Raw genomic sequence first — 13,118 nt, forward strand, 5'->3', positions numbered from 1 at the left:
CGAAAAAAAGCCCGCCGAAGCGGGCTGCGGTTGATGCACTCGATCAGATCAGCCTGGATCGCTCCGGCTGGCCATGACCTGGACCCAGGCCGCGCCGGGCGAGGCGGCGAACCTGACGGTGTCGCGATACCCGTCGAAACTCACGACGTAATCCTTCGTGGCGCCCACGCGTTTCACGACGCCGGCGACGAGCACGTCCTTGACGCTCCAGCCGGGTGGCAGCGTGAAGTCGGTCATGCCGGCAGTGGAGTCGAAGTCGAACGGAACGACGTCGCGCGCGCCCAGGCCGCGCACGTCGTTGCGGCGCAGTTCGTCGCGCAGCACGAGCGCCGGCTGCTGGTAGCGCGCCCCGCCGATGCCGCCTGTGATGTGTGCGCCCGAGGCAGCCGACAAGGCGGTCACGGCACCGACCGGTGTCGCGGCGCTGTCCACACGTTGCAGGCCATGGAATGACGAACGGCCCCAGCTCGTGCCGACGTGCAGGATCTCGGTCATGTCGTCGTAGGCCATGGAAGTCACCGTGGTGCTGGCGCCATCGAACGTGCACTGCGCCCCCGGCCGGAACAATTGCAGCTCATCCCGGTAGATTTGCGCGATCTGGTCAGCACTTGGCGCCGTAGCGCTGACGCGCAGCAGAGCCACCGATCCAGGCGCCGTGTATCCGTCCTGACGCGTGCCTACGCGTGTCGTGGCTGTTGTCCCGGTAACATTATGTGAAGATGCGATCGGGCCAGCTGCAAGCAGACCGTTTACATACAAGTACAATTGTCCGCCAGTACGCTGGCCGACAACATGCGCCCACATGCCGTCGGGCACTGCCCCAGTTGCCGACGCTGCCTGCGTCAGGGAAGCACCTCCCGATAGCCCCGTTGCGATATTGGCCACGCCAGCAGAGGTAACAAGCAGTTGAATAAAGGCGCCAGACATGCCGGGATCGGTTCGTGTAAACGGCAAGGTATCCATCGCCCCGCTACGCTTGACCCAGGTCATCACGCAAAAGTCGCCGGTACCGAAGTTCAGGTTTGCGTTGTACGGCTGTTCCAGGTAGCTAGCCGCCGAGAACCCTGAATAGCTGACCAGTTGCGCACCGGTAGCGACAGCCGACTTTGTCAGAGAACCGTTGATGAGCAGTCCCATCGTCTTCATGCTGCGGTCAGGCTCGGCAAGCTTGACGCTCACGTTGTCGAAGTCGGCATACTGTCCCGCAGATTGACCAGAGCCCGATCCGACCGTAAGGTATGACGTTGTGGTGCTTGCGGTGAAACTGAAAGCGATGGTTCCGGGACCTGACAGGCTAGCGGGAGATGCAAGGCCGCCATCCAAGCCACCTGAGGTGGTACCGACGAACGCAAGCGCGGAGGACGTCGTCATTCCAACCACGGTGACGGAAACCACATACGTGCGTCCAGGAACAGTGCTGACTACGTAGGTGGAGCGCACATAGCCACCAGACGCATTTGTCAAGCGCATGGCGCCGTTTACGACGCTCGGCGTCGCGCTTGCTGTTGGCGTCCAGCCGCTTGTGTTCGTGTTGAAGGTCCCATTCGATACCAGTTCTCCGCTGGCGCCGATGCTCTCGACAACCGTATCCGCAAGCCAGGCGCCACGCGAGTCGCCCACCTGCCAGCCGCTGTTGTAGGTGTTCGCGATGTACGCCACCATGCCTTTCGCAGGCGAATAAGGATTGTCCCGATACAAAGTAACGCCGTCGCCAGAACCTGACGCGCGAGAGGGAACCAGCGCGTTAAGCAAATATCCGAGTGTTGCGGGCGTCGCCGTTGGGTAATATTGCTTTGTCCGCCAGCTATTGAGCGACGTGCTGGTCGGCGGGATCGAACCTACCGAAACACTGCCCCATGTCGCATTGTTGCTCTGCCCGACCCACATTGTATCGTCTGAACCGAACCCGATCTTGTCGACAGAATCGTTCGATCCGTTCGTGATGTTGGCTACGGTGCCGTCCTGCCGAATAACGCTGACGCCGCCCTGCGTTGCGATCGCGACAGTCGCAGTCGGCATGCCGGTCGAAGGATCAATCGACGCATCGGCCAGCACGGTGATCGCGACGTCGTTGACCTTGTGGTTGACCAGGGCCGGGCCGTTCAGGCCATACAGGAAGTCGGCCGAATTATTACGCTGGGCGATCGTGCCCTTGAACTGGTTGCGTCCATTTGCACGGAAGACGTTGCAGCCTTCGCTGACGAAGTTGACGGCGACCAGGCCGGCAAACGTGTCGTTGGCATTCCCGACCAGCAGCAGGCCGTCGCGCATCGCCGCACTGGTCAGCGTGGTCGGGCCATACAACAGGGCAGCCCCCACGTCACCGCTAAACGCCATCCACATGGGTAGTTCCGGATGAGTGGCGTCGTAAATGACCAGGCGCTGCGCCTCCACCACGATGAGTCCCACCGCTGGAAATTCACGCGTGTTACCGCGGGAGACCCGTTGTCCGGCCGTATCCGACTGGATCTGGTAGAACAGACCGTCTGTCGTGTTCTGGAAGTAGTCGAACGTCCGGCCACCGAAAGCAACAGCAGCCGGCACGCTTGCAAATTGACCGAGCCACTTGCCGGACTGAAGCGCCTCGTTCTCCCAGCTCGTATGCGTGCAACGCTTGCGCCAGCCCCCCCCGTCGCTGTCCTCGCGGGTGTCATACAAGAGCACATCGACGACAGTGCCCGAATGAAATTGCTTGCTCAGCGCCGCCAGCTGCTCGTTCGGCGCCGTCGACGCCAGCCAGGCTGCGAGCGCCGCGTCGCGTGCGCTGCCCGCCTGTGCCGCGCTGCTTGCGGCGGCCTGGGCCGCGGTCGTCGCCGCGGCGCTCTTGACCTGGACGTCGTCGTCCAGCGCATTCATGGCCTGGAATGCCTGGGTACCCGGCATCCCGTAATAAAAACGATTGCTCATCAAATCTCCTCGATATCAAGTGAAGTTGCGTATTGCTGGAACAGCGGCGTGGTCATCACCGCCGTGTTCGACAGCTTTCCGTACAGCTGGTGTGTCTGCTCAAGGCGCGCGTCGTCGCTGTCCGGGTACAGGCTGAAGAAGAGCGGGCGGCACATCCCGTTGCCCCACACGATGCTCCACAGCGTGGCGCGGTCGACCGGGCTCAGGGATGCCAGGCTGACCGACTGCGTCTTGTGCCGCGTGCCGACGTCGGTGACGAGGTCGCCGGCGTCCGTGCGGACGTGCTTGCTGGTGTCCACGGCCTGCACGGGCGCGCCGAATTCGGCGTTGATGCTCGGCTCCCAGTAGACCCCGCACACGAGGCGCGCGGCCTCGATGCAGCCGGCCGGGTTCGTGTCGTCGGCGATGTCGAGTACGAGTATTTCGACCATGCCTGGGGTCGGCACCCACGCGCGGGCATAGGTGCCGCCGCCGTTGGTATAGGCGTTGCTGCCGAGCGGAACGGAGCCCCAGTCCCACAGGCCCAGCACCGGCGCGGGACAGGCTTCGACGGCACCGGTGTCGAACAGCGGCACGGCGTCGCCGGCCCTGGCATAGCCGCGCACGCGCAAGGTCGCCCTTGGGGTCAGGTTACAGAACGGCAGCACGACGCCGCCGATGGCCTCGGCCACCGGCCACGTGGCCGTGATCGTGGCCGTCGTGCCGGTGCTGCGCCAGACGTCGGACTTGATGTCGGCAAGCAGGCGATCCGGCGTCATGGCGCCGGCCGAGGACGACGCCGCGATCGACGCGCGGTCGGCGGCGTTGTCGTAGATGATGCGAAGATTTGGCATGATTGTTCATCCTGATATGTAGATGCAGGCGATCTGCCTGATGTCGCTCGCGGACGCGAACGTCGCGTGTTCGCGCGCCTTGGCGACGGTGCAGGAGCGGATCACGTCGTCGTCCTGCCGCATGCCCTTGCCGGGCATCGAGCTCGTGACGACGAGGTCACCGGGCGCGATGTCGCCGCCCTCGCCGCAGACGTTGATCTGGCCTTCGCCGAGCGCATTCACGGCGACCAGACGATGACTGTCGCCGTACTGGGCGTATTCCGGCACGTAGTCGTTCTGATCGACATAGACGATGTCGCCCAGGTCATCCTGCACTTCCTTGGGCTGGCGATAGCTGGTCACCATGGCAGTCGGCGCGTTCTTGCTCAACGGTCCGCCGTCCGCGGCGAGTACCCCGACGACCCCTTTCTGCAAGGGCTGCGTCGACGGGGACACCTCGAAGATCGCGTTGCTGATGTCCTTCCGTGCCACCAGCTGGAGATCGACGACGATATCGCCAGTACAGTAAGCGGCACTGTTCGGAAGCAACGCGTCATGGCTGCCCGTAAAAGGCCCCACGGTGCCGCCGACGGAGTAGAACGCATAGCTGCCTATGCCGACTTGCCCGTGACCGATGCCGGGCACTGCACGGGCGTCGATGGCGGCCGTTCCGGCTGCTGCCAAGGCCGAGCAAACAATGTTGTAACCGTCCAGCGTGTGATAATTCACCGTGTTTTCGCCGTAATTCACGGTCAATGCCGAGCCGGATGCCGACGGAATATCGATGCTGGCCGTCTTCAGCGTGCCCGAGGTGATCTTCGCCGCCGACAACTCGCCGATATACGCCCCCCCGATCGCCGCCGCGGCGATATACGTCCCGACATTGCTGGCATCGATCCTGCCGCCGATGTTGTAGCCGAAGGTTGCGCCTTTCGTCGCTCCGGTTTCGATCCCCGACAGCTTGCTGCCTTCCGTGGCATTGAGGCCGGCCAGCGACGTCGGCTTGTTGGCGATCCAGTTCCGCCAATCGAGCGAAGTGCCCGCCCCCAGGATCACGTTGCCGTTCTGGTCCCTGATCTGCAGACCGTTCGAATCGATCGCGGCCGCCTTCACCGAGCCGGTGACGAGCAGGCTGCCATCGAGTACGGTGCCGCGCGGGCCCCATGCCGTGCCCGACCAGCGCTTTTCCATCACGAAGCTGCCGCCGTCGGAAATCGTCACGACGTCGTCGACGATGTTGTCGCCCGGCGCAGCCGCATCCGCAACGGCATCGCTCCAGGAAGAACCGGCCGCATAGAAGTGGCCGGCGCCGCGCGTGCCTTGCGGTCCCGTCGCCCCGGTGCCGCCGGAGGGGCCGGCGGGACCGGCCGGGCCTTCCGGCCCCGCCTGCCCCGTCTGCCCCGTCTGCCCCGTCTGCCCCGTCTGCCCCGTCTGCCCCGTCTGCCCCGTCTGCCCCGTCGGCCCCGTCGCGCCATCCTTCAGTCGTTGGACCGTGTACGAACTGGCATAGGCGACGCCGTTATACGTGACCTTCGCCGTGACGACGACCGAATCGGACGTCACGCTTCCCGTGTCCAGGGTGCGGCTGTTGTTGTCGGTGCCGGCCAGGGTGCCGTTCGACACCGACCACGCGACCGGGCCCGGCGCCCCGAGCTGCAGCGCCGTGAAGGAAATCGACGCCGGCGTGACGCTGCCGTCCGTCGCAATCCGGATCGTCGGGCTGCTCGCGCCGAGCAGCACGCCGATGCCAGTCGACTCATAACGTGCGGGCGCGCCATGCAGCAGCACATCCCGATCATTCACGATCGCACTCATACCAGCACCCCCACCTTGACGCGCCCCGTACCCCAGTCCGGCGCCAGCGACATCACCATGCCGCCGACGCCCTCCCGCATCCCGTAACGCGGATGCTGCAGCGTCACCGCCTGCCCCAGCTCGAGCTGCAGCAGTTCCGGCATCCCTTCGAACTCGTAGACCATGCGCGGCATCTTCCACAGGCCGAGACGGCGCCCGCCCTCGGCATCGGCATCGACTCGGCGCAGCAGCATCGTGTCCTGCTGCACCGGCTCGGCGTCGAGGCGATAGGTGGCCAGCACGCCCGCATCGCTCCGCGTGCTGGTCAGCCACTCCGTCGCGAACAGCGTCTTGTGCTCTTCCGGGATACTGGTCACGAGGCCTTCCTGCACGGTCCAGTTCTTGTCGAAGCCGAGCTTCACGGCGCCCGCCACGTCGGTGCGCGCCGTCGGCGCCAGCATGCCCTCGACCATGTGCTGCGGTCCGATCGCGAAGGCCGGACCGGGCGCAGGGAGCGCCACCTGGATCAGGCGCAGCTGCCCCAGGCGCGACATCACCAGCTGGGCGCCGACGCTGCCCGCCAGGTCCTGGCACGCGGTCAGGATGTTGACCCGGTCCGGCGCGTACAGCCCCACCGGTTGCGGATGGGCGGCGTCGAATGCGGCCAGGTTCGCCGCGTCGAGATCGGCCGCGGTGAAGCGGTCGTCCGCCTTGCCGTAGCCGGTCGCGAGGCGCTGCACGAGCTGCGCCACCGTATTCGCGTAGACGCCCGGCTTGTCGCCCTGCACGGATGCCGTGATCGCGCCGACGGACGCCTGGTTCAGCGTGAACCTGCCGGCCGCGTTGTCGACGCTGACCGACACCGGCACGCCGTTGTCGCGCACTTCGAAGATGCTTTCCACCGGTCCCGCGTGCACCTGGTAGGTCAGCGTGCCGGGGTCGGCGAGCAGCGGCGTCACGTTGTGCACCTCGCCGAATGCCACCGGCAGCAAGGCGTCGGCGTTCTGCGTGGCGCCGCCCAGCTTCGCTTCCGTGATCGGCGTGTTCAGGCGCTGCAGCTTGTCGCGCAGGCGCAGCGCCAGCTTGTCGGCGCCGCGCGGCGCGATGTCCGCGACGATGCCGTTGAAGATCATGCGGAAGTCGGCGCGGGCCCAGCGTGCGTCGCCGATCCAGGCCTGGAGCGGGCGGTTGGTCCAGACGTACGAGGTCCAGTCGTCGCGCTCGCCGGCGACGTTGCCGATCTCGATGTCGCCGGCCGACAGCGCGCCGTCGCCTTCGAGCGACAGCTGCTCGGTGAACAGCACGCCGACCTGCGCGATCGGCCGGTAGTGGATATTCGCCGGGACGTCGTCCGGCGCCGTGTTGTATGGCTTCGTTGCCATGTAAAGCGTGGTCTCGACGCCGGCGACTTGCGCCACCGCCTCGATCAGCACCACGCGGCGCGCGGCCGGATGCTTCAGCCACGCCACGAATTGGTCATCGGTCATGTTGGCATTACCCTCGTTTCACGTGTTTGTGCGGCGACGAGCGCCGCCCTGGCGGTCGCCTCGACGATCTTGCCGGCCGAGTTGTCCGAGACGGCCGCATTGGCCGCCATCAGGTCCCCGGTCTGGCGCTCGGCATCGCCGCGCAGGCCGCGCACTTCGTCGCGCAGCGACTGGTTGTCGGTGCGCAGCGCCTTGATCTCGCCGACCAGCGCGTTCATGTTCGACGTGCCCAGCGCGCCGTAGTCGAGCGGCGCGGCCGGCGCCAGATAGGCCGCCGTGTCCCGCACCTGGACGTCGGCGCGGTTCCCGGACATCGTCCCGTGCCCCGCGCTCGCGTCCTGGTATTCGGCACTGCGGCCGATCGCCTGCGCGATGTCCGCGATCGAACTGCCGGCCGCCATCGCCTGCTCCCAGAACTTCAGGCCCGCCGCGTCGGGGGCACGATGCAGCATCGACTGGTACAGCGCCGTGATCGCGCTGTCCTGCGACGCCGCCACCGTGCCCGTACCCGCCGGGCCCATGACGCTGGCCAGGTCCCTGATCGCCTGCCCGACCGACGTGACTTCCTTCTTGACGTCGACCAGGCCGGCGACCTGCCGGTTCAGCGCGTCCAGGCTCGCCTTGCCGACGTCGACCTGCTGTTCGGCCCATTTGATCGCGTCCTCCGTCGCGGCCTGCGCATAGGCGAAGTCGCGCTGGTACTGCGCACCCGACGCGTTGACCGCTTGCGACGCGCTCAGGAACGCGTTGTACGCATCCTGGTACTGGCCCTGGGCGTCGGCGTCGCCGGCCCGCGCCCCGCTCAGCGTCTTCTCGTACTGGGCTTTCGCCTCCAGGTACTTCTGCTGCGGCGTGAGCGTGGACAGGTTGCCCAGCAGCGCGCCGTCGTGCAGCTTGCGCAGGCTTGCCGCGAAGTTCGACATGCGGTCGGTCGTCGCCTTGATCGCGTCGGACTCGGTCTGGTAGGCCGTCGTCAGCGCGGCGCGTGCGGAGGCGATGCTGTCCGTGGCGGATTCGGTGGCGGGATGGATCTGGGCGAAGGCTTCCGCCAGCTTCATCATCGCGGCGAACTGCGTGGCGCCGGCCGCGGTGGTCAGGTCGAGCGAATCGATAACCGCCTTGAACTGCGACCGCGTCTGCACCGACGACAGGCCGAGGTCGCCCATCGCGGCGGTCAGCGCTTCCTGAACCGGCTCCAGGCGCTGCGCCTCCGTCATGAAGTTCTGCGCGTAGAAACTGGTCTGCTGGCCGAGTGCGTCCGTGCCGCCGGTCAGGCCGATCAGGCGTTCGCGCGCCGCAGCCGATGCGATGCCGACGGCGCCGAACGCTTCCTGGGCGGTCTTGCCGATCAGTTGCGCGGCCTGGTTCGTGGCTTGGAAGTCGCCGGCCAGGCGTTCGAGCGCCGCGGATGCGGTTTCACCGGATTTGGTGAACTTGCTCAGGTTCGGCACGAGACGTTGCGCCATCTCGTTGCCGATCGACGTGAACAGGCCGGTGATGAGTTTGTCGTTTGCCGCTGCATCCTTGCCAAGCTTGATGTCAAAGCTCTTCGAATACGATGCGATCGCGTTGCCGGAAAGGCCGAGCTCCTGTGCGAAGCCGACCGTCGCGGACTTGATGGCGGCGAAGCCATCGTTGAACTTCTTCATCGTGGCAGCGTTCAGCGGCGTCACGTCGGTGCCGTCCTTGTCGCCGCGGAACCAGCCGCCGTCCTGGTGCCAGGTCTGGTAATTGGTGGCGTCGACGCCGCTGGCGCCAACGGTGCCGCGGATGCCGGTCGCCGTGACTTCCTTGTCGCCCATGCCGAAGGCGTGATTGATCAAGCCGCTCACGGCGCCAACGACGACGCCCGCGACGGGATTGATCGCTGCCGCTACTGCCGTGGCAATCTGCTCGGCCGTCTCGACGCCGCTGCCGGTCTGGTACTTTCCGGAGAGCGTCGTGTTGAGGGCGGAACCTGCCATGAACGACGATGCGGCGGATGCGGCCCATCCCGCGCCACTCGCCAACGACGTCAAGGACTGGCCAGACGAAGTGGCCAGGCCGTCCAGCGCATGCGGATAGAATCCGAACTGGTTCATAACATCCTGTACGGTTCCGGAGACCGTGTCAGACAATTCGCCGAAGCCATTTGTGACACTCTTGTATAGCTTCGATGCGCTCTCGACCAGACCGGTCATGCCGCCGCCCGGTGCCGCCGCGCCTCCGCCCGCGCCGGCAGCCTGCGCCGATCCGGATGTGCCGCCCAATCCCAGGAACCCGCCAATCGACACGATCCACTGCTTGGCCGTCGCCTCGTACAGGACATCCAGTACACCGGTCTTCAATGCGTCCCCGACGCCTTTGAACGTGGTTTTGCCTTTCTCGAACATACTGTTGAAGGCCTTGTGCGCCGCCTGGTCGGCGTTCTCCCAGGCCTTGTCCCAAGCCTTTTGCAGAGAGCTCACTTGTTCTTTCGCCGCGCCTGCTGCGGCCTTGGCGTCGTTCGCGGTCTTCTTCTTGGCCTCGTCCACGTTCGGCGATACCGGCTGCCCGCCCTGCGCATCCGTGCGGTCCTTCGCCATTTGCGCCAATCCTGCGCTGTTCGGGGCACTCACCAGAGCCCTTTGCGCTTCCAGAAGCCTGACGGTCGTTTCGAACGCCTCCTTGCCGAATTTCTCGATGGCGTCCTTCGCATCCGCGACCGGCTTCACCAGCCCGAGCAAACCCTTTTCCATGTCCTCGTTAGTCATGCGTTCTCCCATAAAAAAACAAATTGCCGCTTCAGGCGGCACGACCTCGCGTCAGGCATGTCGCGCCGCCGCGTGCATCGCCTCCAGCGCAATCGCATCGAACACCTCGATCACGTCCAGCTCCCACGCGCTGAACTCGACGCGATGCAGGGCCTGATACGCAAGGATGTCCTGCGGCGTGACCGGCCCGGGACCGTTGACCGTCATCGACCGGCCCATGCGCCGGAACGCGTCCCAGACGGGGCGTCCCAGGCGCGGCCAGGCCACGTGCAGGCGCGGGTCGACGTCGCCCGTGTTCTGCGCGACGCGCTGCAGGTGCGCGCGCAGCGGCGCGCCGTCACCCTGCCGCGCGGCGAGCTCGTACTCGGCGCGGCAGCACTCCGCTAGGCTTTCGCGGAGTCGGCGATAAAAAGCTCGGTCTTGTTGATGCCGGTGCGGACCTGCTGGCGGATCCACTGCTTCTTCGGATCGGTCAGCAGCGCGCGCACGTTGGCCGGCGTGCAGTCGAGGGGCTGGCCGGCGCGGGCGACGTTCCAGCCCAGGCAGGCGGCCACCAGGTATTCGGTTTCGTCCTCGTGGTCCTCGAGCGGGTCGGAGGCGGGCATCTTGCCGGTCGCCGCGAACTCGGCGCGCAGCTTGCGCGTGCGCGCCAGGTCGATGCGCTTGCGCGATTCGTGTTCCGGGCTGGCCAGCTCGATCCAGGTCGTGGTCGGCTCCTTGGTCTTCGGGTTCTGCAGCACCAGCTTGCCGCTCGGGACGTCGTCGAAGGCGTCGATGTCGAGGTTGGCGACGAGCTTGTTCAGCAGCGGGGACGGTTGTGCGTTCATGGTTTCTCTTTCACGGAAAAATAAAAATAAGGATGGCCGGGCCGGCCGCCGCGCGCGGGCGACGGCGGCCGGTACCGGCCGGGGCGCGGATTACAGTGCGCTGTCCTGCACGGCGATGGTCGTGAGGTCGGTCGGCGCGTTCGCACCGCCGTTCACGTTCAGGAGGGCCTGGAACGGGATGGTCTGGATCAGGATCTTCTCGCCGTCGTCCTTGGCCGCGTCGCTCAGCTTGAGGCGGCCGATGCTGAAGGCGACGAAGTCCGCGCCGGCCGAGTTATCGGCCGTGAACACGGCATAGGCCGAGATCTCGGACTCGTTGTAGAAGGCGTCGCGCAGGACGGTCGAATCGAACTTGGCCGTCAGCTGGCCGGTCACGACGACGCGGCCCGACGCGACCTGGTCGGCGACGTTCGCGCCGATGCCCGGCTCGCCGGACTGGCCGCAGGCGATGTCGATGCTCATGCTCGTGATCGTGCCGCCGGACACGCCGCCCACCGACACCACACCGTTCACCGCCGCCATCGTGCCGGTCACCGTGACCGGCGTCGGGCTCGTGAAGTACTGCGCGGCACCCGCGGTCGCATCCTTGCCGGCGAATTCCAGCGAGATCGTCGACATGCCGGTGGCCGGCATCGACAGCGACACCTTCGACACCTTGCAGCCGCTGAACACTTCGCCGGCCGGGACGTCCGGGAACCAGTGCTCGATCGAGAACGACTTGTCGGTGTGGCCGGACTGCGGCACCATCGTCTTCTTGCCGATCGCGGTGACGGTCGCGCTGGCGATCGGCCCTTCGGCGACGAGCGCGCTGCCGTTCAGCGTGCGGCCGGTCAGCACGGTCGCGGTGACGCCGGTGACGAGGATGTTCTTGCCGAGGTTCGCGGCATTGAACGCCCCCGCGGTCAGGCGCACGACGTCGCCGATCTTCACGCCGTCGGCCAGGAACGAGCCGGCCGCACGGGTAAGGGTCCAGGCCCCGGCCGTGCCGCCGACGGTGATCGAGGCGCCGGCGATCGCCGCGCCGGCCGCGAAATCCTTCTTCAGCGCGGCGGCGATGAAGTCGGCGTAGGTCTTGGCCGACAGTTCGCCGGCGATCGTGCCGCCGACCTTGCGCAGGCCGTGACGGAAATCCGCGACCTGGAAATCGGTGCGGATCTCGTTGCTCTGGTACGTGTCCTTGGACAGGTTCAGCGACGAGGTCACGCGGCGCAGCGCCTGGGCGGCGGATTGCGCCGGCAGTACGCCATAGGTGGTCTCGGGCTTGTAAATGACCTGCTTGAATACTCCGCTTGCGGTTCCCATGTTTCTCCTTTAGGACATAAAAAAAGCCCGCAAGCGCATGCTGTGCGGGCTGGTTGACGAACTTGATGAATCAATCTGCTTCGTAGTACGTGACGCCGAAATCGAGCGCCTGGCGGAACGCGCCGGCATCGTCGGTGACGTCCGGGCCGGCCTGCTCGCGTACCACGCTCACGACGTCCAGGCCGGCGATCCGGCCGCTCTGCAGATTGCAGGCGCGGCGCACCGACGCGAGCAGCGTCTTGGTCTGGTCGTAGCCGGTGCTGACGGCCGTCACCTGCACGCGCGCCGTAACGAGCGCAGCGTCGCCGCGTGTACCGGCGCCCGGCTCGGGCGCGCAGTCCAGTTCTGCGACATACAGCGCGGGCAATGCCGCCGGCGTCGCCTGCGGTGCGCCGGACAGGATCTGGCTGTCCGGCACACCCAGGTCGGCCGCACCGGCCAGCAGCGCGCGGATGATGAGGGTGGACATGGCTTCCTTTCGTTCGAGGTAAAAAAAAGCCCGGAACGGGTCCGGGCTGTCGATGGATGGACAGCGTCGCAGCTGTCGTGGTCTGTCGCGTGTTTCGGCTATCGGTGGCGGGGGTGCCGCGCATTACGGGTGCCGAAAGAATGTAGGTAGAAGTATAAACAGAACTACTGTGTTTTTATACAGTATCAGCCTAAAACACGAAATATTTTCCAGGCCGGATACCGCGGCGCCTAGCGGCTGCGCAGGCGGCGGTTGGCCAGGCGTGCCTTGGTGGCCGCGATGTCATGCAGTTCGCTCACCATGTCCTTGACGCGCTCGCGCACGAAGCCGCCGGGGCAGGCGATCGGCGCCTCGCCCTTACCGCCGCATTCCGCGCAGGCCCCGGCGTGCGCCTGGCCGGTACCGGCGCAGGCCTTGCAGGTGCTGTCGAGCCAGTAGGCGAGCGAATGTTCGGCGACGGTGCGATACAGCTTGTGCGCGGCCTGCGCATCCCACGCGGTGTTTTCCGGCACCCAGCGGCGCGCGCGGCCACGCCTGGTGACCTGCGCCGTCCACAGGCGCAGCAACTGCGCCAGATTGCCGGTATTGCCTTCGAATGCCTGCGCGCTCAGGCGATCCGCATACTTCACGCGGTACAGCAGCAAGCCGATGTCGCCCGTCGATTCGGCAGCCGCGAATGCCGCCGCCATCAATGGATCGGCATGATGGTGCCGGTCGTCGTTCGTCAGATTCGGCGCGCCCAGCGCCCGGATATAGCGGTCTGCAAACCCCATCACTTCCTCCTTGAT

General features: G+C 66.1%; 10 protein-coding genes. All 10 read right to left on the reverse strand.

The window, feature by feature from the left end:
• Positions 1-48: 48 nt before the first annotated feature.
• Complete coding sequence (locus ACEN9Q_RS17685; protein ID WP_495625484.1) at positions 49-2,907, reverse strand: LamG-like jellyroll fold domain-containing protein; 2,859 nt, start codon at positions 2,905-2,907, stop codon at positions 49-51.
• The gene (locus ACEN9Q_RS17690) at positions 2,907-3,740 is read right to left on the reverse strand and encodes a hypothetical protein (RefSeq protein ID WP_495625485.1); all 834 of its coding nucleotides are present in this window, start codon (positions 3,738-3,740) and stop codon (positions 2,907-2,909) included. Before ACEN9Q_RS17690 ends, ACEN9Q_RS17685 begins: the two co-directional genes overlap by 1 nt.
• Before the next feature lie 6 nt (positions 3,741-3,746).
• Complete coding sequence (locus ACEN9Q_RS17695; RefSeq protein WP_495625486.1) at positions 3,747-5,522, reverse strand: hypothetical protein; 1,776 nt, start codon at positions 5,520-5,522, stop codon at positions 3,747-3,749.
• A gap of 8 nt (positions 5,523-5,530) precedes the next feature.
• Positions 5,531-7,000, reverse strand: coding sequence for a hypothetical protein (locus ACEN9Q_RS17700; RefSeq protein ID WP_495625487.1), 1,470 nt, complete (start codon positions 6,998-7,000; stop codon positions 5,531-5,533).
• Positions 6,997-9,732 carry a DUF4214 domain-containing protein gene (locus ACEN9Q_RS17705; RefSeq protein ID WP_495625488.1) on the reverse strand — a complete coding sequence of 912 codons (2,736 nt, stop codon included), beginning with the start codon at positions 9,730-9,732 and terminating at the stop codon, positions 6,997-6,999. Before ACEN9Q_RS17705 ends, ACEN9Q_RS17700 begins: the two co-directional genes overlap by 4 nt.
• 51 nt (positions 9,733-9,783) lie before the next feature.
• On the reverse strand, positions 9,784-10,188 hold the full coding sequence (locus tag ACEN9Q_RS17710) for a phage tail assembly chaperone (RefSeq protein WP_495625489.1): 405 nt from the start codon (positions 10,186-10,188) through the stop codon (positions 9,784-9,786).
• A complete protein-coding gene (locus tag ACEN9Q_RS17715) occupies positions 10,116-10,559 on the reverse strand; it encodes a hypothetical protein (RefSeq protein WP_157201818.1) in 444 nt (147 codons plus the stop codon). Before ACEN9Q_RS17715 ends, ACEN9Q_RS17710 begins: the two co-directional genes overlap by 73 nt.
• 90 nt (positions 10,560-10,649) lie before the next feature.
• Positions 10,650-11,861, reverse strand: a complete 1,212-nt coding sequence (locus ACEN9Q_RS17720) for a phage tail tube protein (RefSeq protein WP_056440330.1) — start codon at positions 11,859-11,861, stop codon at positions 10,650-10,652.
• Positions 11,862-11,931: 70 nt separating this feature from the next.
• On the reverse strand, positions 11,932-12,330 hold the full coding sequence (locus tag ACEN9Q_RS17725) for a hypothetical protein (RefSeq protein WP_495625490.1): 399 nt from the start codon (positions 12,328-12,330) through the stop codon (positions 11,932-11,934).
• A 230-nt stretch (positions 12,331-12,560) separates the two neighbouring features.
• Complete coding sequence (locus ACEN9Q_RS17730) at positions 12,561-13,103, reverse strand: DnaJ-like cysteine-rich domain-containing protein (RefSeq protein ID WP_495625491.1); 543 nt, start codon at positions 13,101-13,103, stop codon at positions 12,561-12,563.
• Positions 13,104-13,118 lie beyond the last annotated feature (15 nt).

The sequence above is a fragment of the Massilia sp. Masssp93 genome, assembly GCF_059491295.1.